The sequence below is a fragment of the Erwinia psidii genome (assembly GCF_003846135.1).
Lineage (GTDB): Bacteria > Pseudomonadota > Gammaproteobacteria > Enterobacterales > Enterobacteriaceae > Erwinia > Erwinia psidii.
Genome location: NZ_RHHM01000007.1, coordinates 157,669 through 179,582, shown reverse-complemented (window position 1 = coordinate 179,582; position 21,914 = coordinate 157,669). Strand labels below are relative to the sequence as shown.

At 54.3% G+C, this 21,914-nt stretch carries 18 protein-coding genes; 13 read left to right on the top strand and 5 right to left on the bottom strand.

Going from position 1 to position 21,914, the window contains the following annotated elements:
* Nucleotides 1-289: 289 nt before the first annotated feature.
* Nucleotides 290-1,183 carry a threonine/homoserine exporter RhtA gene (gene rhtA, locus EB241_RS10685; protein WP_124233160.1) on the bottom strand — a complete coding sequence of 298 codons (894 nt, stop codon included), beginning with the start codon at nucleotides 1,181-1,183 and terminating at the stop codon, nucleotides 290-292.
* A 351-nt stretch (nucleotides 1,184-1,534) separates the two neighbouring features.
* Between rhtA and ompX the strand changes: the two genes are divergently transcribed.
* The 7 genes from ompX (at nucleotide 1,535) to EB241_RS10650 (ending at nucleotide 10,111) form a co-directional block, all read left to right on the top strand.
* On the top strand, nucleotides 1,535-2,047 hold the full coding sequence (ompX, locus tag EB241_RS10680) for an outer membrane protein OmpX (protein ID WP_124233159.1): 513 nt from the start codon (nucleotides 1,535-1,537) through the stop codon (nucleotides 2,045-2,047).
* 337 nt (nucleotides 2,048-2,384) lie between these two features.
* Nucleotides 2,385-2,837: a manganese-binding transcriptional regulator MntR gene (gene mntR, locus EB241_RS10675; protein ID WP_124233158.1), complete on the top strand. Its 453-nt coding sequence runs from the start codon at nucleotides 2,385-2,387 to the stop codon at nucleotides 2,835-2,837.
* A gap of 25 nt (nucleotides 2,838-2,862) precedes the next feature.
* Nucleotides 2,863-3,978, top strand: coding sequence for an SLC13 family permease (locus tag EB241_RS10670; protein WP_124233157.1), 1,116 nt, complete (start codon nucleotides 2,863-2,865; stop codon nucleotides 3,976-3,978).
* 116 nt (nucleotides 3,979-4,094) lie between these two features.
* Nucleotides 4,095-5,201, top strand: coding sequence for an HlyD family secretion protein (locus EB241_RS10665; RefSeq protein WP_407644268.1), 1,107 nt, complete (start codon nucleotides 4,095-4,097; stop codon nucleotides 5,199-5,201).
* The gene (locus EB241_RS10660) at nucleotides 5,198-6,766 is read left to right on the top strand and encodes a DHA2 family efflux MFS transporter permease subunit (protein ID WP_124233155.1); all 1,569 of its coding nucleotides are present in this window, start codon (nucleotides 5,198-5,200) and stop codon (nucleotides 6,764-6,766) included. Before EB241_RS10665 ends, EB241_RS10660 begins: the two co-directional genes overlap by 4 nt.
* 1 nt (nucleotide 6,767) lies before the next feature.
* The gene (locus EB241_RS10655) at nucleotides 6,768-8,324 is read left to right on the top strand and encodes an efflux transporter outer membrane subunit (protein ID WP_124233154.1); all 1,557 of its coding nucleotides are present in this window, start codon (nucleotides 6,768-6,770) and stop codon (nucleotides 8,322-8,324) included.
* Nucleotides 8,325-8,518: 194 nt separating this feature from the next.
* Nucleotides 8,519-10,111 carry an ABC-F family ATPase gene (locus EB241_RS10650; protein WP_124233153.1) on the top strand — a complete coding sequence of 531 codons (1,593 nt, stop codon included), beginning with the start codon at nucleotides 8,519-8,521 and terminating at the stop codon, nucleotides 10,109-10,111.
* 347 nt (nucleotides 10,112-10,458) lie between these two features.
* Here EB241_RS10650 and moeB read toward each other — a convergent pair whose 3' ends face one another.
* A complete protein-coding gene (gene moeB, locus EB241_RS10645; protein WP_124233152.1) occupies nucleotides 10,459-11,211 on the bottom strand; it encodes a molybdopterin-synthase adenylyltransferase MoeB in 753 nt (250 codons plus the stop codon).
* Between the two features lies 1 nt (nucleotide 11,212).
* The gene (gene moeA / locus EB241_RS10640; protein WP_124233151.1) at nucleotides 11,213-12,448 is read right to left on the bottom strand and encodes a molybdopterin molybdotransferase MoeA; all 1,236 of its coding nucleotides are present in this window, start codon (nucleotides 12,446-12,448) and stop codon (nucleotides 11,213-11,215) included.
* Between the two features lie 341 nt (nucleotides 12,449-12,789).
* Here moeA and EB241_RS10635 point away from each other — a divergent pair, with 341 nt between their 5' ends.
* The 6 genes from EB241_RS10635 to EB241_RS10610 all read left to right on the top strand — a co-directional run bounded on the left by EB241_RS10635 (nucleotide 12,790) and on the right by EB241_RS10610 (nucleotide 19,550).
* Nucleotides 12,790-13,764, top strand: coding sequence for an isoaspartyl peptidase/L-asparaginase (locus tag EB241_RS10635; protein WP_124233150.1), 975 nt, complete (start codon nucleotides 12,790-12,792; stop codon nucleotides 13,762-13,764).
* On the top strand, nucleotides 13,761-15,623 hold the full coding sequence (gsiA, locus tag EB241_RS10630) for a glutathione ABC transporter ATP-binding protein GsiA (RefSeq protein ID WP_124233149.1): 1,863 nt from the start codon (nucleotides 13,761-13,763) through the stop codon (nucleotides 15,621-15,623). Before EB241_RS10635 ends, gsiA begins: the two co-directional genes overlap by 4 nt.
* 43 nt (nucleotides 15,624-15,666) lie before the next feature.
* Nucleotides 15,667-17,199 (top strand): glutathione ABC transporter substrate-binding protein GsiB, encoded by a 1,533-nt coding sequence (gene gsiB / locus EB241_RS10625; RefSeq protein ID WP_124233148.1) that lies wholly within the window; start codon nucleotides 15,667-15,669, stop codon nucleotides 17,197-17,199.
* Nucleotides 17,200-17,260: 61 nt separating this feature from the next.
* The gene (gsiC, locus tag EB241_RS10620) at nucleotides 17,261-18,181 is read left to right on the top strand and encodes a glutathione ABC transporter permease GsiC (RefSeq protein WP_124233147.1); all 921 of its coding nucleotides are present in this window, start codon (nucleotides 17,261-17,263) and stop codon (nucleotides 18,179-18,181) included.
* A 9-nt stretch (nucleotides 18,182-18,190) separates the two neighbouring features.
* Nucleotides 18,191-19,096 carry a glutathione ABC transporter permease GsiD gene (gsiD, locus tag EB241_RS10615; RefSeq protein WP_124233146.1) on the top strand — a complete coding sequence of 302 codons (906 nt, stop codon included), beginning with the start codon at nucleotides 18,191-18,193 and terminating at the stop codon, nucleotides 19,094-19,096.
* Between the two features lie 4 nt (nucleotides 19,097-19,100).
* Nucleotides 19,101-19,550, top strand: coding sequence for a DUF4385 domain-containing protein (locus EB241_RS10610; RefSeq protein WP_124233145.1), 450 nt, complete (start codon nucleotides 19,101-19,103; stop codon nucleotides 19,548-19,550).
* Between the two features lie 39 nt (nucleotides 19,551-19,589).
* Here the strand turns inward: EB241_RS10610 and rimO are convergent, their stop codons facing one another.
* Entirely contained in the window at nucleotides 19,590-20,918 is a 1,329-nt protein-coding gene (rimO, locus tag EB241_RS10605; protein WP_124233144.1) for a 30S ribosomal protein S12 methylthiotransferase RimO, read from the bottom strand.
* Between the two features lie 206 nt (nucleotides 20,919-21,124).
* The gene (locus EB241_RS10600) at nucleotides 21,125-21,781 is read right to left on the bottom strand and encodes an HAD family hydrolase (protein ID WP_124233143.1); all 657 of its coding nucleotides are present in this window, start codon (nucleotides 21,779-21,781) and stop codon (nucleotides 21,125-21,127) included.
* Nucleotides 21,782-21,914: the final 133 nt, after the last annotated feature.

Below are 21,914 nucleotides of genomic sequence, written 5' to 3'. Positions count from 1 at the left end.
GGCGCAATCCTTAAAACTTCGGCACGGAGCTGTGCCCTGCAAGCGCTGCCTGGTTTAGTGCGTAAAATTATTGGTGTGAAGCACCGTCGGAGAGGGAAACAGCCATGCCAAAACGGGCAGCCAATCGGAAAATCCGGCATTGGGTGGTGGCTGCATCGTGGTGGCAGCCACCGTTCTGCCGCATTTCTTGCCGTGAACGGAATGTTAGCGAAGTGGCAACCTGTGAGATACAAGGTTGATGATGCAGAGTTAAATTAATTATACCAGTATGTTATACCCAGCCTGAAGGTCATTCCTGCGACTCACTGACCGGAGCAACTGTCGTTTTAGCTGGTCGCATGGTCAGCGTCGAACCGGCGGAGGCGATCACCACGGCCAGTAATCCCAGCCACTGTACCAGTGTCAGCATTTCCCCCAGATACAGCATGCCAGAAAGTGCCGCCAGTGCTGGTTCCAGACTCATCAACGTGCCAAAAACTCTGGCCGGCAGGCGGGTAAGCGCCACCATTTCCAGCGAGTAGGGCAGCGCGCTGGAGAGCAAAGCAATCCCCAGTGCAGCAGGCAACAGCGACAGGCTCCAGACGCTACTGCTGGCAAAAACCAGCCCGAGAGGAACGAAAATCAGTGAGGCGATCAGTGAACCGACCGCCACTGTCGCCGGGCCATGCCCGGCACCGGCGCGCTGGCCGCACAAAATATAAACTGCCCAAAAGGCACCCGCGAGGAGCGCCAGCAATGCACCGTGAGGGTCAATGCTGGAAATGTTATTTCCCAGCGGTAGCAAAAACCACAGTCCGCACAATGCCATTAATACCCAGACAAAATCCAACGGTCGGCGTGAACCTGCCAGTGCCAGTGTCAGTGGTCCGACAAATTCCAGCGCCACCGCAACACCCAACGGAACCGTGCGGATCGCCAGATAAAAGGAGTAGTTCATCGCGCCCAGGGCAACACCATAAAATAGCAGTGGCAGAAGTTGTTGACGGTGAAAACGTAAACGCCAGGGCCTGAAGATAATACAAAGGATTATCGTACCCAGCCCTAATCGCAGTGCGGTTATACCCGGTGCGCCGACAACGGGGAAGAGGGTTTTAGCCAGTGCAGCACCGCCCTGAATTGAGGTCATGGCGATGAGCAAAACCAGAACAGACAGCCAAAGTGGGGAACGTGAAGAAGATAACATCCTGTAGACCAACCTTATTTTTTTCCATTGGCAGAAATATGTCTACAGTGTAACGGAGAGCGCAGACAAACGGTTCGGATCAGCTGAAAAAAAGTCAGAAACAGGCTTTTTTTAGTAAAGAAGCGTCAATATCAATTAGGAATTTTCCTGATGAACATTTTTTTACATTCTCATTCAAACTGGATTGAACTCTCAAAATATAAGTTAAAATAATGACATACGAAACTTCATTAACGTCCTGTTACACCAAACTTTGTGTTGGACAACAAAATCGGGGCAGAGTTTCTTTCTGATTTTTGTTATATTTTCAGGGTTGTCAGGAGAATAAATATTTTCACATTTGAGGTGGTTATGAAAAAAATTGCATGTCTTTCCGCTTTGGCTTGTGTGCTGGCCTTAACTGCTGGTTCAGCAATGGCACAAAGCACTGTTTCCGGTGGCTACGCTCAGAGCGATATGCAGGGCGTAATGAACAAAGCTAACGGTTTCAACCTGAAATACCGTTATGAAGACGGTAGCAACCCACTGGGTTGGATCGGTTCTTTGACTTACACCGCTAAAAACAACAGCGATGCCGGCGTATACAACAAAGCTCAGTACTACGGTGTGACCGGTGGTCCTGCGTTCCGTCTGAACGACTGGGCAAGCATCTACGGCGTGGTCGGTATCGGTTACGGCAAGTACCAGGCTAACAGCATCGATCGTAACAAATCGGATAACAGCGATGTTGGCTTCTCTTATGGTGCAGGTATGCAGTTCAACCCAGGCATCGAAAACGTTGCACTGGACGTTGGCTATGAGCAGAGCCGCATTCGTAGCGTTGACGTTGGCACCTGGATTGCTGGCGTAGGTTACAGCTTCTAAGCAGCTCCGGCTTTGCCAGCTCCGGCTGGCAGAAAAAAATCCGCTCTCAGTGGCGGATTTTTTTATGGCTGTCTGGTGGCACAGCTGACCTGGCGGTCAGCATTTCCAGCAGCTGAAGCCGCAAAGTAAACGGTGACCGGCAGAGCAGTCGCAACAAAATTGGCTTGTTCATGGTGAATCCCTCCGTTCACTTTATCCACACATATAGCACAGGCTATACTTCATAGCCAGTGCTGTTGCGTGAAAATTTGTGCTTCTTTGAGCTTCGTTTACAATATGGCACCACCAGGTTGATGCGGCTGTGTCTGTGCGTCAGTGATAATTATGAGGAAGCTGAATGAGTCGTCGCGCAAAAACGGCAGTATCCACGCCACTGAAAGATATCGAAGAGCATGTCGAAGGTTTCCGCCAGGTGCGTGAAGCGCATCGCCGGGAGCTTATTGATGATTATGTTGAGCTGATTTCTGATTTGATCCGTGAGTTTGGTGAAGCCCGCCAGGTTGATATGGCGGCACGCCTTGGTGTCTCTCAGCCCACCGTGGCTAAAATGCTGAAAAGGCTGGCCGGCGGAGGGTTGATTGAGCAGGTCCCTTATCGCGGCGTCTTTCTGACCGCTGAGGGTGAAGCGCTGGCTGAAGAGAGCCGCAAGCGCCACTATATTGTGGAAACTTTCCTGCTGGCGTTAGGAATAAGCCCGGATACGGCGCGCCGTGATGCCGAAGGGCTGGAGCATCACGTCAGCGACGAGACCCTGGCCATTTTTCAGCAGTTTTATGAAAGCCGACAATAACACTGTCTGATTTCTGTGAGTTCAAATGACAACCTTGCTCAGATCCTTTCTGCACGATCGTTTTCTGCATCTGTTAGTGTTACTTGGCCTGTTGCTGGCCTGTTTTGCGCCATTTTCACTGACTGAACTGCCCGGAGCCGTTGACTGGCAGACCATGATGACACTCTGTGGGCTGCTGATGCTGACCAAGGCGATTGAAGCCAGCGGTTACTTTGATGTGTTGGGGCGACGGCTGGTGCAGCATTTTCATTATCAGCGAGGGCTGGCGCTGTTTTTTGTCGCGGCGGCGGCGGCGCTTTCCACCTTTTTAACCAATGATGTGGCGCTGTTTATTCTGGTGCCACTTACGCTGTCATTGCGTCAGTATTCAGATTTGCCCCTTTCCAGATTGATTATCTTTGAAGCGCTGGCGGTCAATGCCGGTTCACTGTTAACGCCGATTGGCAATCCACAAAATATTCTTCTGTGGCGGCATGGTGCAGTGGGCTTTGGTGGGTTTGTCTGGCAAATGTTGCCACTGGCGGCCGTACTGATCCTGAGCCTGATGCTGTTAACCCTCATCTGCTTTCCCCGTCGTAAAATTGAACTCTCATCCGATCGGCAGGCAGAGCGCTGGCGGCGCCCGTTACTGTTCACCAGCGTGCTACTGTATGTACTTTTTATTGTCGCCCTGGAGCTGAAGTTTGCTGGCTGGGGACTGCTGGCGGTGGCCGTGGTCATGCTGGTCATGGCGCGACGGATTTTACTGACTATCGACTGGAGCCTGTTGGCGGTGTTTATCGTTATGTTTGTTGATGTCTTTCTGCTGACAAAAATACCGGCGCTTCAGCATCTTTTGCAGCAGATTACTCAGCTACCCACTGGCGCACATTATCTGGTGGCGATTGGTCTGTCACAGGTCATCAGTAATGTGCCGGCGACGATACTGTTGCTTCACAGCCTGCCTGCCAGCACGCTGTTGGCATGGGCGGTAAATATTGGTGGTTTTGGTCTGTTGCCTGGTTCTCTGGCCAATCTGATTGCATTGCGGATGGCGAAGGATCGCGCGATCTGGTGGCATTTCCATCTCTTTTCCCTGCCGTTGCTGGTCTGGGCGGTGCTGGTGGGATGGGGACTGCTTTTAGCATTAAATGCGGCGTAAAAGAATTATTCTGGTGGTTGGTAAAGTAATACTGGATTTTGTCAGTTTACGTCTTATTGTTAGTGCTGTGCAAATCTGTGGGCCAGCCGCGCCTACACAGCAAACTGATGAGAACTATGGACAACCATTCAACCTCCCACCCTGATGATAAACAGCAGCAGGACAATTCTGAACAATCTGAACGTCAGCGGCCCGGTAAAAAACCGCTGGTGATCCTGGCAATCGTTGTGCTGATTACCCTGATTATTGCGCTTTGCTTCTGGCTTAGTACCCGCAATATCGAATCCACCGATGATGCTTTCACCGAAGCAGATGCGGTAACTATCGCCCCCAAGGCATCCGGTTACGTCACCCAGTTGTTGGTGGGCGATAATCAGCGGGTGAAGAAAGGGGACCTGCTGGTGGTGATTGACCCGCGTGATGCCAGTGCACAGCGCGATCAGGCGCAGGCGCAGCTGGCCCTGGCGGTAGCCCAGTTGCATCAGGCAGAGGCTCAGCTGTCGCTGTCGCAGGTTCAGTATCCGGCACAGAAAGATCAGGCCCTGGCTCAGCAGGCGAAAGCGGAGGCTAACCTGCTTAACGCACAGGAAGATTATAAGCGTCAGCGTGGTGTCGATCCCCGTGCCACATCGCAGCGCAACATTGATGCCGCCAGCGCGCAGCTCCGCAGTGCCAAAGCCGAGCTGGAAAGCGCAAAAGCCCAGGTTGCGGTCGCTTCGCAGATTGCACTGCAAATCCGTCAGCAAAAAACCAATGTGGAAGCGCGACAGTCGCAGGTGCAGCAGGCGCAGGCACAGCTGAACACCGCCAATCTGAATCTCTCTTATACCGAAGTACGTGCACCTTACGATGGGTTTGTTACTAAACGTAATGTGCAGGTGGGCACCCTGGTACAGGCGGGCAGTTCTCTGTTCTCGCTGGTGTCGCCACAGATTTGGATCACGGCGAACTTCAACGAATCCCAGCTTTCCCGCATGAAGCCGGGTAACAAAGTTGAGATAACCATCGATGCCTGGCCGGACAGGAAGCTGCATGGTCATGTGGACAGCATCCAAATGGGTTCAGGCTCGCGCTTTTCCACCTTTCCCGCTGAAAACGCCACCGGCAATTTTGTGAAAATTGTGCAGCGCGTTCCGGTGAAAATTGTTATTGATGAAGGGCTGGATCCAAACAGACCGCTGCCGCTGGGGCTGTCAGTCGAGCCTGAGGTGACGGTTGAATGAGCCACAGCGAAAGCTGGCGACCGGCCAGCAATCCGTGGCTGGTGGCCATGACGGTCACGTTGGCGGTGTTTATGGAGGTTCTCGACACCACCATTGTTAACGTGGCCTTACCCCATGTCGCTGGTTCACTCTCTTCCAGCTACGATGAATCTACCTGGGTGCTGACATCTTATCTGGTGGCTAACGGGATCGTGCTGCCCATTTCGGCATTCTTCAGCCGACTGTTTGGTCGCAAACAGTTTTTCCTGATCTGTATTGTTATGTTTACCGTCTGCTCTTTCCTGTGCGGGATCGCCACTGAGCTTTGGCAGATTATTTTGTTCCGGGTATTACAGGGATTTTTTGGTGGTGGCCTGCAACCGGTGCAGCAGTCGGTGCTGTTGGATTATTTCAAACCTGAAGACCGCGGCAAAGCATTTGGTCTTTCTTCCATTGCGATTATTGTGGCGCCGGTTCTCGGTCCCACGCTGGGCGGCTGGATCACTGATAATTACAGCTGGCGCTGGATTTTCTTTATTAATATCCCCGTCGGGATCATCAGTGTACTGGCCATCTATCAGCTGCTGGAAGATCCACCCTGGGAGCGTAAATGGGCGAAAGGCACACTGAAGATTGATTACATTGGTATCAGTCTGATTACGCTGGGGCTGGGTTGCCTGCAGGTGATGCTGGATCGCGGTGAGGACGATGACTGGTTCAGCTCCCATTTCATTATTACCTTTGCCATTCTGACGATCATTGGCCTTGTTGGGGCGGTCTACTGGTTGCTGTATGCCAAAAAGCCCGTGGTGGATTTGTACGTGCTCAGGGATCGTAATTTCTGGGTAGCCTGTTTGCTGATGTCCGGCATGGCGATGATACTTTATGGCAGCTCAGTGGTGATCCCGCAGCTGGCGCAACAGGATCTTGGCTATACCGCGACTTGGGCGGGGCTGGTGCTCTCGCCCGGTGCGGTACTGATAGTCCTGACCATCCCGCTGGTGCTGAAGCTGATGCCGGTGGTACAGACGCGTTGGATTATCGCCTTTGGCTTTACCTGCCTGTTTTTGTCTCTCCTTTATTCGGCAACGTTAACGCCCAATGCCGACTTTACCACGCTGGTATTGATGCGCAGTGCACAAACCATCGGGCTGGGCTTCCTGTTTGTGCCGCTGACCACCATCGCGTTTGTCACCATTCCACAGCGGCTGAATGCGGATGCGTCGGCGCTGTTCACCATGTGTCGTAACGTGGCTGGTTCAATCGGCATATCACTCTCCACCGCGATGATTACCGAACGTGCCCAGGCACGCAGTGCGCATATGATCCATAACATGACGCCGCTGAATGAGCCGTTTAACCTGACGGTGGAACGGTGGGCACAGGGGATCCGTGACTTCACCTCCGCGGTGGGCGATCCGGTGACGCTGGCGACCGGTCAGCTGTATAAACAAATGATCGCTCAGGCACGTATCCTGGCTTATATCGACGTTTTTATAGGGCTCAGCGTTATTGCCTTTATTCTTATTCCTTTTTGTTTACTGCTCGCGCCAATTAAAAGCGAAGGCAGTGCAGGAGCACACTGACATGAACGTTTTTCCCTGTTTGACGCGTTCTCGACTCAGCGCGCTGCTGGTCGCCACCCTGACGCTGTCGGCCTGTTCGGTTGGGCCTGATTATCATGCGCCGAAGCCCGCCACGCCCGCCTCTTTTCATGCGCTGTCGTCGGATCGGGGTTCAAAACCTCAGGCGACGGCAACCAGCCCTGCCTGGTGGACGTCGTTTAACGATCCGCAGCTGGACAGCCTGATCGCGCGTGCGATTGCAGGGAATCTGAACCTGCAGCAGGCGGTGCTGCGTATTGCCGGATCCCGCCAGCAGCTGAACCAGGCGCGCGGAGCCTGGTTGCCATCGGTCAATGGCAAACTCTCTGCACAGCGTCAGCAGGAGGGGTTGAAGGGAATACTGGAGTCGAAAAATGTTTATCAACAGGTCGATCAGAATAACTCGCAGCTGAGCTCCACGCTGGATGAGCTGACGAAACCGGTCGGGATGTATCAGGGCAGCTTTGATGCCTCCTGGGAATTGGATCTGTGGGGCAAGGTTCGTCGCCAGGTGGAAGCGGCAGATGCACAGCAACAGGAGTCACTGGAGAGCCGCAACGATGCGCTGGTGTCGCTGGAGGCCGAAGTGGCACGAACCTGGCTGCAACTTCGCGGTGCTCAGGCGGTTGCGCAGACTTTGCAAAGCCAGATTGACGTAGCGGATCAGACGCTGGAACTGACCCGCAGCCAGCAGAAATATGGCCTCGCACCGGCGATGGATGTGGAAAAGGCTCGTGCCCAGCTCAGTTCTCTGCACGCACAACTGCCACAGTATGAGGCGCAGATCCATCAGGCGATGAATGGCCTGGCGGTGCTTACCGGCAAGCCGCCTGGGGCACTCGACGGTGAGCTGTCGGCGGTTCGACCGTTGCCAGCGTTACCAAAAGTCGTGCCGGTGGGATTACCTTCAACCCTGGCCAGGCGGCGCCCGGACGTGCGCCAGGCGGAGGCGAAGCTGCATGCAGCGACGGCAAATATCGGTGTTTCGGTGGCCCAACTTTTTCCTGACCTGTCACTGACCGGCCAGTTTGGTATGCGCAACACCGATATCAGCTATCTGGATAACTGGAGCAGCCATTTCTACAGTTTTGGCCCGTCAGTTTCACTGCCCATCTTCCAGGGAGGACGCCTGGTCTCCGGCGTGAAGATGGCGCGAGCAGAGCAGGCCAGTGCCGCGCTGAACTATCGTCAGACGGTGCTGACCGCGTTGCAGGATGTGGAAAATGCACTGGTCAGCTATCGCACCGATCAACAACAGGTGGCAGGACTCGACCAGTCGGTGGAGGCATTCCAGAATGCCTTTAACCTGGCGAACGATAGCTATGCCAAGGGGCTGTCATCGTTTATTGAGGCGCTGGATGCACAGCGTCAGTTAAGCCAGGCGCAACAGCAGGCGATTTCCGCCAGACTGCAAAGCAGCCTGGATCTGGTGGCGCTGTATAAAGCGCTCGGCGGAGGCTGGGAGCTTTATCAGGATGTCAAACTGCCAGAGTATTCCGTGTTTGGTCCGGCGGACAGTGGTGATACGCCGTCAGGCTGACCGGAGATCGGCCACGGTTTTAATGTCAACAGCCCGGAGCCGCCGTATACCCCTTATGCGGCGGCGTCTTCTGACTGCACGATATCGCCTTCCTGACCTGGTTACTGTTACCTTGTCGGTATATTCGCCGCCTGTTTTTTTTGGCATAATGCGCGCTGATTCACATTCTCCCATCGAAAACGAAAGGCAATCCTGTGCTAGTTTCCAGCAACGTCACCATGCAGTTTGGCAGTAAGCCGCTGTTCGAAAACATCTCTGTCAAATTTGGCGGCGGTAACCGCTATGGCCTGATCGGTGCCAACGGCAGCGGCAAATCCACCTTTATGAAAATTCTCGGCGGCGATCTGGTGCCAAGCGCCGGGAACGTCTCTCTCGATCCTAATGAGCGGATTGGTAAACTGCGTCAGGACCAGTTTGCTTTTGAACAATACAGCGTGCTGGACACGGTGGTTATGGGTCACGCGGAGCTGTGGCAGGTGAAGGAAGAGCGTGACCGCATTTATGCGCTGCCAGAAATGAGCGAAGAAGACGGTTATAAAGTGGCCGATCTGGAAGTGCAGTATGGTGAGATGGATGGTTACACCGCCGAAGCCCGCGCGGGTGAATTGCTGCTTGGCGTGGGCATCCCGCTGGAGCAGCATTATGGTCCGATGAGCGAAGTGGCACCGGGCTGGAAGCTGCGTGTGCTGCTGGCACAGGCGCTGTTTTCCAACCCGGAAGTGCTTCTGCTTGATGAACCAACCAACAACCTTGATATCGACACGATCCGCTGGCTGGAGCAGGTGCTGAATGAACGCGACAGCACCATGATTATTATTTCGCACGATCGCCACTTTCTGAATATGGTATGCACCCATATGGCCGATCTCGATTATGGCGAACTGCGCGTTTATCCGGGCAATTACGATGAATATATGACGGCGGCCACCCAGGCCCGTGAGCGTCTGCTGGCAGATAACGCGAAGAAAAAAGCACAAATCAACGAACTGCAATCCTTTGTCAGCCGTTTCAGCGCCAACGCTTCCAAGTCACGTCAGGCCACTTCACGTGCGAAACAGATCGATAAAATCAAGCTGGAAGAGGTGAAAGCCTCCAGCCGCCAGAATCCGTTTATTCGCTTCGAACAGGATAAAAAACTGTTCCGTAATGCGCTGGAGCTGGAAGCGCTGACGAAAGGCTTTGATCACGGGCCGCTGTTTAAAAACGTCAATCTGCTGTTGGAAGTGGGAGAAAAGCTGGCGATCCTTGGACCAAACGGTATCGGTAAAACCACCTTACTGAAAACTCTGGTGGGCGATCTGCAACCTGACGCAGGGTCGGTGAAATGGTCGGAAAATGCCCGCATTGGCTACTATGCCCAGGATCACGCCCATGATTTTGCTAACGATTTGACCGTCTTTGACTGGATGAGTCAGTGGAAGCAGGAAGGAGATGATGAGCAGGCGGTACGCAGTATTCTGGGGCGCTTACTGTTCAGCCAGGATGATATCAAAAAGCCGGCCAGGGTACTGTCCGGGGGGGAAAAAGGCCGGATGCTGTTTGGCAAGCTAATGATGCAAAAGCCAAACGTATTAATTATGGATGAACCGACCAACCACCTGGATATGGAATCCATTGAGGCGCTGAATATGGCGCTGGAGATGTACGAAGGCACCCTGATCTTCGTTTCCCATGACCGTGAGTTCGTCAGCTCACTGGCCACCCGTGTGATTGAAATGACGCCGGCAAAACTGCATGATTTCACCGGCAATTATGAGGACTATCTGCGTAGTCAGGGTATTGTCTGAATCTGATCAGTAGCGCACAGCAGGGGGTCGTCCGATCCCCTTTTTTTTCCAAATGAAAACCACATGCTGGTGTTGGCAATGTCCTGATGTCAAAGAGTACAGGTCAGGCAATACCTTATTTTTTGGCGCTTACTTCATCCCGTATAAGCGCTTAAACAAGGTTGTCTCCTGTGAAGCTGATCATCATGTCCTGTCGGTATGGTTGTGAATAAGTTTAGGGTTTGCCTTATTATGTTGGATTTAATTCTTACGTAACAGTCAGGTCTTAAGGTGGTTTTCTCCCGCAGGTGGGGCACAATCAACCCTACCTTCTGTGGAAACGCTGTCTGTGAAAGCCCACATAAACCTCAGCGCCCGCAGATTTCGCAGGCCGGGTTTTTAACCACCTTGATCTCCCGAAACTGCAAGACCATCGCATCGTAGATCAACAGTTTTCCTGTCACATCCTCGCCATAGTCTGTCAGCAGACGGATGGCTTCCATCGCCTGTAGCGCACCGACAACGCCCACCAGTGGGGCCATTACGCCCGCCTCAGCACAGCTTGTTGAACCTTCGCCAGTCAGGCGGCTGATACAGCGATAGCAGGGGGCAGTTTCCTGCCAGCGAAACACCATGATTTGCCCTTCCATACGGATGGCCGCACCGGAAACCAGCGGTATTTTGCGGCTGAAACACAGACGGTTCAGCTGCTCGCGGGTGGCGATATTATCGCTACAGTCTAGTACCACATCCTGTTTGCCGATCAGTGCGGACAGTGCCGCATCGTTGAGCTGAGCATTCACTGTCACCACGGAAAGGTGCGGGTTGATCGCCTGCAACTGCCGACGGGCTGAAGCCACTTTCGTCTGACCCATTGCGGTTTCGTGATGCAGGATCTGCCGTTGCAGGTTGGAGAGGGACACGGTATCGAAATCCAGCAGCGTCAGTTGTCCGACACCGGCCGAAGCCAGGTATGGGCTGGCGGCACAGCCCAACCCACCCAGCCCAACAATCAGGGCTTTCGCGGCTTTCAGCTTCTCCTGTCCATCAAAGTCGAAGCCGCGCAGCATAATCTGTCGGTTATAGCGTAACGCCTCGTCATGGCTGAGTTCAGACTGCATCTTATTCTGCCAGCAGGGTGTTAAACGGCTCGACATCCACCCACTCGCCAGCGGCCACATCGCCACGTTCGCGCCCCAGAATAATAAAACAGTTAGCCTGGCTGAAGGAGCTGAATATATGCGAACCCTGTGGGCCTGTGCTGCGTACCTGCCGTTCGCCTGATGGATCCGACACCAGCAAACCGCGCTGGAAATCCAGCCGCCCCGGCGTTTTCTTCAGCGCATCCGCGGTCCGCACGCGCTGGCGCGGCGGCAGTACGGTGGCCTGTTGTCCGGCCAGCTTGGCCAGCAGGGGTTGCACCAGCTGGTAAAAGGTCAGCACTGCAGAAACGGGATTACCGGGCAGGCCACAGAACCAGCTGTGGTGCAGACGGCCAAAGGCAAACGGCTTGCCAGGCTTGATCGCCAGTTTCCAGAAAGTGATTTCGCCCAGTGCTTCCAGCATGGCTTTGGTGTAATCCGCCTCACCGACTGAAACGCCACCGCTGCTGATGACCACGTCGGCCTCGCTGTCGGCGCGGATAAAGGCCGCGCCAAGCGCCTGATGATTATCACCAACAATGCCGAGATCGATAACCTCGCAGCCCAGTTTATTCAGCATCAGTTGTATAGCGAAACGGTTGGTATCATAAATCTGACCGGCGGCCAGCGGCGTACCCACAGGTTGCAGTTCATCCCCGGTGGAGAAGATCGCCACGCGTACTTTACGCATGACTTCAACCTCCGCAATGCCCAGTGAAGCCAGCAGTGGCAGTTCGGCTGCACCGAGACGAATGCCGGCCGCCAGTACGCTGGCTCCCCGCACAATATCATCCCCCACCAGACGGATATTCTGGCCTGTGATCACCTCGGCATTAATTTCAATCCCGTCACCGTACTGGCGTGTTTCCTCCTGCATCACCACCGCGTCCGTGCCTTTTGGGATGGGCGCGCCGGTCATGATGCGGATACAGCTACCTGGAGGCCAGTCGCCCACGTATGGCGCACCGGCAAACGCTTTACCGGCGACGGGCAGCGGCTGGCCGTGCTGTAGATCGCTGAGTCGCACGGCATAGCCGTCCATCGCGGCATTATCGAACGTCGGGACATCAATCGGTGAAATGACCGACCGCGCGGTAATACGCCCGGCGGCGGCGGTAAGCGGAAGGGTTTCGGTTTCAGTAACCGGCCTGATGGGTGACAACATGGCCGACAGCGCATCATCAAGTGAGGTAAGTCCAGCAGTAAAAGCGTCCATTAACGTCTCCGGCGGGGCGGGGATAGAGTCAGATGGCATTATTATGGCGCGATTTGCCCACGGGATCATCAAAACCTGCCTGTCCGTTATGCGGGTCAAATGCAGTTGGTCAGAGAGAAAGCGTCTCTGTTATTTATTGGAGTGGCCGCAGTGTGATAGCGCGATTTTTCGCCATACGACAGTAAACGTATTAGATAGAAAATTTTGTTATTAACAGGCAATGAACATTCTGCTTTACATCACTTTACCGCCTGCCTATAGTCGAAAACCAATTCAATTCGGGCTAATTCATTCTAACCTGGTGTTTTTCATGCTGATTTATTGCGCAGGGTAAGCGGATTATGGTCAAGGCAGTCATCGCCATCCACGGCGGTGCGGGCGCGATTGCCCGCGCCAGCATGAGCGCGGAACAGGAACAGCTTTATATTCAGGCGCTTTCAGCTATCGTTGCCAGCGGGCAGGCCATGCTGTCGGCAGGCGCTACCGCGTTGGACGCGGTCACTGAAGCGGTGCGCCTGCTGGAAGAGTGTCCTTTATTTAACGCCGGAAAAGGCGCGGTTTTTACCCATAATGGCACCCATGAGCTGGATGCCAGCGTCATGGATGGGCGCACGTTGCAGGCCGGTGCCGTGGCGGGCGTCAGACGTATCCGTAATCCGGTGCTGGCCGCCCGCGCCGTGCTGGAGAAAAGCCAGCACGTCATGTTTATCGGCGAAGGTGCTGAAGCTTTCGCCTTCGCGCAGGGACTGGAGCAGGTCGAAGAAGATTTTTTTTCAACGCCTTTCCGCCGTGAGCAGTTACAGCGGGCGTTATCGGATAACCGTCTGATGCTGGATCACGATGGCGCCAGCCACGGTGACGGCGCGCCGCTCGACGCCGATCGTAAATTTGGCACGGTGGGCGCCGTAGCATTGGATTTGCATGGCAATCTGGCGGCGGCCACCTCCACGGGCGGTATGACCAATAAACAGGTAGGCAGGGTGGGCGATTCTCCGCTGATTGGTGCAGGTTGCTATGCCAATAATGCTAACGTGGCGGTTTCCTGTACCGGCACCGGCGAAGTTTTTATGCGCACGCTGGCCGCCTATGATATTGCCGCACTGATGGAATACGCTGGTCTGTCGCTTCAGCAGGCCAGTGAACGGGTGGTGATGGATAAAATTGTCGCGTTGAGCGGCAGTGGCGGAGTCATTGCGGTTGATCGTGATGGTAATGTGGCGCTGCCTTTTAACAGTGAAGGTATGTACCGTGGCTATGGCTATGTAGGGGAGACACCCAATGTCTGCGTCTATCGCGAAAACCAGGGGGCGGGATGACGGCGATTCGTGAGACAGATTTGCCTGCCGGGCAGGTACTGGCCGTTAAAAATCTTAGCGTCAGCTTCAGCCAGCAAAACCAGGTGGTGCAGGCGGTGAAAAATCTGTCGCTGGAGGTCAATCGCGGTGAGACGCTGGCTATTGTCGGTGAGTCCGGTTCAGGTAAATCGGTCACGTCGTTGGCGCTAATGCGACTGGTGGAGCAGGGCGGTGGCTGCATCGACAGCGGTGAAATGCTGCTACGGCAGCGTAATAACCAGGTTATCGATCTGGCACAGGGCAGACCATCGCAGTTGCGTAAGATCCGTGGTGCCGATATGGCGATGATTTTTCAGGAACCGATGACCTCGCTTAATCCGGTATTTACCATCGGTGAGCAGATTGCAGAATCCATTCGGTTACATCAGGGTAAAAATCACCGTGAAGCGATAAATGAAGCGCTGCATATGTTGGATCTGGTCCGTATTCCGGTGGCGAAAGATGTGTTGACGCGTTATCCGCACCAGCTGTCAGGCGGTATGCGTCAACGTGTGATGATCGCCATGGCGCTCTCCTGCCGTCCGGCGCTGCTGATTGCTGATGAACCCACCACGGCGCTTGACGTCACCATTCAGGCTCAGATCCTGCAATTGATCCGCGTATTGCAAAAAGAGATGCAGATGGGGGTGATTTTTATTACCCACGATATGGGCGTGGTCGCGGAGATGGCCGATCGTGTGCAGGTAATGTATCGCGGGGATATGGTGGAGACTGGCCCGGTGGAGCGCCTTTTTAACCACCCACAGCAGGAATATACCAAAGCGCTGTTGGCGGCGGTTCCCCGGCTGGGGGAGATGGCCGGTACGTCATTACCGGCGCATTTCCCGGTGCTTCATTCTGACCGTAACCCACCGACACTATCCCCTCAGGATACCGTAGTTACCGATGGCGGCCCGGTTTTACAGGTTCGCGATCTGGTAGCCCGTTTCGATCTGCGTAGCGGTATTTTTAACCGCATCACCCGCCGGGTTCACGCGGTGGAAAAGGTCAGCTTCGACCTGTGGCCGGGTGAAACGCTGGCGTTGGTGGGTGAGTCCGGCTGTGGTAAATCCACCACCGGACGCGCCTTGCTCCGTCTGGTGGAAAGCCAGTCGGGTAGCATTACCTTCAACGGCCAGCGCATTGATCAACTCAAAAATTCTGCACTTTCTCATTTGCGGCGGGATATCCAGTTTATCTTTCAGGATCCTTATGCATCCCTTGACCCACGACTGACGGTAGGCTTTTCCATCATGGAGCCACTGCTGGTGCATGGCATCGCCCGTGGTAAGGAGGCGGAAAACCGTGTCGCCTGGCTGCTGGAAAAGGTCGGTCTGCTGCCGGAACATGCACAGCGTTACCCTCATGAGTTTTCAGGGGGGCAGCGTCAGCGTATCTGCATTGCCAGAGCGCTGGCCCTCAATCCAAAAGTGGTCATTGCCGATGAGTCTGTCTCGGCGCTGGATGTCTCTGTACGGGCACAGATCGTCAATCTGATGCTGGATTTACAGCGTGAGTTTGGCATTGCTTTTCTGTTTATTTCACACGATATGGCGGTGGTTGAGCGGATTAGTCATCGTGTGGCGGTGATGTATCTTGGTCAGATTGTCGAGATCGGCCCACGTCAGTCCGTGTTTGAGCACCCACAACATGCCTACACGCGTAAACTGCTTTCTGCCGTGCCAGTAGCCGATCCTGCTCATCGGCGGCGTGAGAGAGCGTTGCTGGCGGACGACATCCCCAGCCCCGTTCGCGCTCTGGATGATGAGCCAGATGTGGCTCCGTTGGTTGAGATTGGTCCCGGGCATTACGTTGCACGCCACGCGGTGGGCGGCGTCTGAATTGGCTGTAAAACAACAAGGAACGACAGGAGAAAAACGCAACATGAGAATTTCTAAACGTACACTGTTTACTGCTGGTTTGCTGGGCAGTGTTGCTGCACTACCTGCCTTTGCAGCAAAAGATGTGGTGATAGCCGTTGGTTCTAACTTCACGACGCTCGATCCTTACGACGCAAACGATACGCTTTCTCAGGCCGTTGCGAAATCCTTCTATCAGGGGCTGTTTGGCTTTGATAAGGATATGAAACTGATTAATGTGCTGGCAGAAAGCTATGATGTCAGCAAAGATGGTCTTATCTGGACCATCAGGCTGAAAAGTGGTGTGAAATTCCAGGATGGCACAGACTTCAATGCCGAGGCGGTTAAGGTTAATCTCGATCGTGCCAGCAATCCTGATAATCACCTCAAACGTTACAACCTGTTCAAATCCATCGCCACCACTGAGGTGGTTGATCCGTCCACGGTGAAAATCACCCTCAAACAGCCGTTCTCCGCCTTTGTTAACACCCTTGCCAGCCCGGCGGCGGCGATGATTTCCCCCACTGCACTGAAGAAATACGGTAAGGAGATCGGTTTTCATCCCGTAGGCACCGGGCCGTATGTGCTGGACACCTGGAACCAGACCGATTTTGTCCGGGTGAAAAAATTTGATGGTTACTGGAAGAAAGGCTATCCGAAGCTGGACACGCTGACATGGCGTCCGGTGGTGGATAACAACACTCGTGCGGCGATGCTGCAAACGGGTGAAGCCAATCTGGCTTTCCCTGTTCCCTACGAGCAGGCCGGGCTGCTGGAGAAAAACAGCAAGCTGGATCTGGTTGTTTCGCCGTCAATTATGCAGCGTTATCTCAGCATTAACGTTACGCAGAAACCGTTTGATAACGTGAAGGTCCGCGAGGCGCTTAACTACGCCATCAACCGACAGGCGCTGGCAAAGGTGGCGTTTGCCGGTTTCGCCACGCCAGCGAACGGCGTGGTGCCTCCGGCTATTACCTATTCACAACGCTATCCGGTCGCGCAATACAATCCGGCGAAGGCGCGTGAGCTGCTGAAGGAAGCGGGCTACCCGAACGGTTTCACCACCACGCTGTGGTCCTCACATAATCACAGCACGGCGCAGAAAGTGTTGCAGTTTACCCAGCAACAGCTGGCGCAGGTGGGCATTAAAGCCACGGTGACCGCTATGGATGCCGGACAGCGTACGGCAGAAGTGGAAAGTAAGGGACAAAAAGAGAGCGGCGTTCGGCTGTTCTATACCGGCTGGTCTGCCTCTACCGGTGAAGCTAACTGGGCGCTGACCCCGCTGTTTGCCACCCAGTCCTGGCCGCCAACCATCTTTAATACGGCGTTTTACAGCAATCCGAAGGTCGACAGCGATTTAGCCGATGCGCTAAAAACCACTGATAACAGCCAGAAAGCGGCGTTGTATAAAGATGCTCAGGATCGTATCTGGCAGGACAAGCCCTGGGTGCCGCTGGTGGTTGAAAAGCTGGTTTCAGCCAAAACGAAAAACCTGACGGGCTTCTATATCATGCCGGACACCTCATTTAACTTTGATGATGCAGATTTGCAGTAAGCCTCGCTGAAAATCAGCCACGCGGTATCATCGCGTGGCTGTCCCCGGCACAGGAAAACCTATGCTTAATTATTTTTTTAAACGCTTGCTGGGACTGATCCCCACTCTGCTGATTGTGGCCGTGCTGGTGTTCCTGTTTGTTCACATGCTGCCTGGCGACCCGGCGAGGATTATCGCCGGTCCCGAAGCGGATGCGACGGTAGTGGCGATGTTACGCCAGCAGCTTGGATTGGATCAGCCGCTGCTGGTGCAGTTCTGGCATTTTATCGGCAATGCGATCGGGGGTGATTTCGGTCAGTCGATTGTATCCAGAAGAGCGGTATCTTCAGAAATTGCCCAGCGCTTTTTGCCAACCCTGTGGCTGACACTCAGCAGTATGGGGTGGTCGGTGGTGTTTGGCATGGCACTGGGGATTGTCTCCGCCGTCTGGCGCAACCGCTGGCCGGATCGTCTCGGAATGGCGCTGGCGGTGTCCGGGATCTCATTTCCCGCGTTTGCGTTGGGAATGCTGCTGATGCAGGTTTTCTCGGTATCGTTGGGCTGGTTGCCAACGGTGGGCGCGGACAGCTGGCAGCACTATATTCTGCCCTCCATCACCCTTGGCGCGGCGGTAGCCGCCGTGATGGCTCGTTTCACCCGTGCTTCTTTTGTCGAAGTGATGCAGGAGGATTATATGCGTACCGCCCGTGCCAAAGGTGTGCGGGAGTCTCTGGTGGTGGTCAAACACGGATTGCGTAATGCGATGATCCCGGTTGTCACCATGATGGGACTGCAATTTGGTTTTCTGCTGGGTGGATCGATTGTGGTGGAAGTGGTCTTTAACTGGCCGGGACTGGGCCGCCTGCTGGTGGACTCCGTTGAAATGCGTGATTACCCGGTCGTGCAGGCCCTGGTGCTGCTGTTCTCTCTGGAGTTTATTTTGATCAATTTGATGGTTGATATGTTGTATGCCGTGATTAATCCGGCGATACGCTACAAATAAGGATCGTTGATGAAAAACTGGCGACGTAATGCGGCGCTGTCCGCGATGCCAACCCTGAATCAGCATCGCGTGCGCACGCCCTGGCGCGAATTCTGGCGGCGCTTTAAGCGTCATCCGGTGGCACTGGCGTCAGCCGGATTTGTACTGCTGCTGATTTTTCTGGCGGTTTTCGCCCCCTGGTTGGCAACGTTTGATGCGGAAAATTATTTTGATTATGACCGGCTGAACGAAGGACCATCGGCGATGCACTGGTTTGGCGTTGATTCTCTGGGACGTGATATTTTCAGCCGCGTGCTGGTGGGTACACGGCTTTCGCTCATTTCTGGTTTCTTCTCAGTGGTGCTGGGGGCGGCAATCGGTACGTTTCTGGGGCTGCTGGCCGGTTACTACGAAGGCTGGTGGGACCGAATTATCATGCGCGTCAGCGATGTACTGTTCGCTTTTCCTGGCATCCTGCTGGCGATTGCGGTGGTGGCTATCACCGGGACAGGCATGTCTAACGTCATTATCGCGGTGGCGATTTTCAGTATTCCGGCATTTGCCCGACTGGTCCGCGGCAATACGCTGGTGCTGAAGCACCTGACCTACATTGAATCCGCACGCAGTATCGGCGCCTCCGATCTGACCATCATTCTGCGGCATATCCTGCCGGGTACCCTCTCTTCGGTTGTGGTCTATTTCACCATGCGCATCGGCACCTCAATTATCAGTGCTGCCAGCCTGTCGTTTCTGGGGCTGGGTGCGCAGCCGCCAACGCCGGAATGGGGGGCAATGCTCAATGAAGCTCGCGCGGATATGGTGATGTCACCACACGTCGCGATTTTTCCCAGCCTGGCGATTTTCCTCACCGTGCTGGCGTTTAATCTGTTGGGCGATGGCCTGCGTGACGCGCTCGATCCAAAACTAAAAACCTGATGCGATGACAGCATTCGATTATCAGCAGGACGGTAAAAATATTGATTTTCGCCAGCACCCTGAGCGCTATCAGGTGGGAAGGGGGGAGCAGGGCGTGCTGTCCGTGGAGCCTTACAAAAGTGAGATCCTACCACACTGGCGTTTTAAAACGCCGTTGCTGGCTGAAGCTTCAGCAGAGAAAATTATGCAACTGTTTGAAGCCTACCGCGCGGCAGACGATTTTGTTGGCATGGACATGGCGAGAAAATTTATTCAGATGGGTTATACCCGCGCACGCCGTTATGCTAATCATCAGGGCGGAAAAAAATACGATGCCAACGGTGAACTGCTACCCCGAACGCTGAATGCGGAAAAAGCCGCCGCTGCGGCCATTTTTAAAGCCAGTTGGGACAAAATTCGTGCCGATAAGGACTATCTGCAACGACGCAAACAGCACCAGAAGCGCTATGGCTGAAGAGGATTGCCCGCTGGCAGGCCGCCAGCAGGCTGTGGATCAGATCTTTGTCGCCCAGAGATCGTATTCGTCGGCGTTATCCACGCGTGCGCGGATCACATCACCCGGTTTGAGCTGCTTTTCACCGTTCAGGTAAACCGCGCCGTCGATTTCCGGCGCATCTGCCATACTGCGGCCGATGGCGCCTTCTTCATCCACTTCGTCAACGATCACCAGAATGTCGCGCCCTACTTTTTCCTGAAGGCGGCTGGCAGAGATGGCCTGTTGCAGCTGCATAAAACGGTCATAGCGTTCCTGCTTGACCTCTTCAGGAACCTGGTCCGGGAGCTGGTTGGCGGTGGCGCCTTCAACCGGGCTGTACCTGAAACAGCCTACCCGATCCAGCCGCGCTTCCTGCAGGAAGTTGAGCAACATCTGGAAATCTTCCTCGGTTTCACCGGGAAAGCCCACGATAAAGGTGGAACGCAGCGTCAGCGCCGGGCAGATTTCCCGCCAGCGCTTGATCCGTTCCAGCGTGCGCTCTACGGCACCCGGACGTTTCATCAGCTTGAGGATACGTGGGCTGGCATGTTGCAGTGGAATATCCAGATACGGCAGGATTTTTCCTTCCGCCATCAGCGGGATCACCTCATCCACATGCGGGTAAGGGTAGACGTAGTGCAGACGAACCCATACGCCCAGCTTTGCCAGCTGTTCGCACAGACTGACCATGCTGGTTTTCACCGGGGAACCGTTCCAGAAACCGGTACGGTGTTTGACATCCACACCATAGGCTGACGTATCCTGCGAGATAACCAGTAGCTCTTTTACACCGGCTTCCACCAGCCGTTTTGCTTCATCAAGCACGGAACCAATCGGACGGCTGTCCAGATCGCCGCGCATTGACGGGATGATGCAGAACGTACAGCGATGATTACAGCCTTCGGAAATTTTCAGATAGGCATAGTGGCGTGGCGTCAGTTTAACGCCCTGTTCCGGCACCAGGCTAAGAAACGGGTTGTGCTGGGGTTTTGGCACATACTGGTGGACGTGAGAGAGCACCTGTTCGTAACTGTGTGGCCCGGTGATCTCCAGAACGCGGGGGTGCACCTCACGGATTTGGTTCTCTTTCGCGCCCAGACAGCCGGTAACAATCACTTTGCCATTTTCATTCAGCGCCTCGCCGATGGCTTCCAGCGACTCCTGCACCGCACTGTCAATAAAGCCACAGGTGTTGACGATGACAATTTCCGCGTCGTCATAACGCGGAACCACTTCGTATCCTTCCGTACGTAACTCAGTGAGGATCCTTTCAGAGTCAACAAGATTTTTTGGGCAACCGAGGGAGACGAAACCTACGCGGGGTGCCATTGTTGTGTTTTGCGACATGACTTTTTCCAGTTCAGCACAGCATTTTGCGCGGGATTTTACCGGGGTCGAAGCAAAATTTATACAGCAATGTGAATGGCACGGAGATTTACCTTTTACGCCAGCGGCAAACATCACGCAGAACAGTCATATGCAAAAAGATTACCGGTGGCTGGTAACAAAAAAGCACCCCTCTGTGAGTGCTTCAGATATTTTATCCAGACCTGTCAGCGTTGCCAGTGATGTACTTCCCAACCGCGTTCCTGTGCCAGTTGCTGCAACGGTTCTGCCGGGTTGATAACGTGCGCGAAATCGGCATGTTCCAGCATCGGCAAATCGTTCATTGAGTCGCTGTAAGCCCAGATTTTGTCGAACGCCAGTTCCGTCTGTTGTGACAGCCAGCTGTTAAGCCGCGTCACCTTACCTTCTTTATAGGTCATGGTGCCATAAGTTTTGCCGCTGTATCGCTCATCAACAATCTCCACGCCAATAGCCAGCGCCACATCCGCCCCCAACTGTTCAGCAATCGGCGTGACCAGATGCTCACCGCTGGCAGAAATAACGATTACCCTGTCGCCGCGGTGCCTGTGCCAGGCCAACCTGTCGCGGGCTGAGGGGTAAACTCTGGGCGTAATATCACGTTGAATAAAGCGTCTGATCCAGCCTGATACCGTTAGCGTACTCATGCCGGTCAGTGGGGAGAGGGTGGTGGTCATATAGTCTTCAATCGACAGTGTTCCCTGATAATACTGCGTCATCAGCGCGCGTTCCTGTTCAATCAGCGCTGGGGGGGCATATCCCTGCGAAACCAGCCAGCGTAACCACAGGCCGGTGTTATCATCACAGATCAGTGTTTCATCAAGATCGAACAGGGCTAAATCCATCGTCATACTCCTCTGGCAAAGTGCATTCAGGGTAGCGGAATTTTGTGATCGGCTTAACCGTTCTGCGAAAAATCGGAATTACACCTGGAATTTTTAGTTTTTTTTGGGCAAAAAATAGCCGGATGAGGGTGAC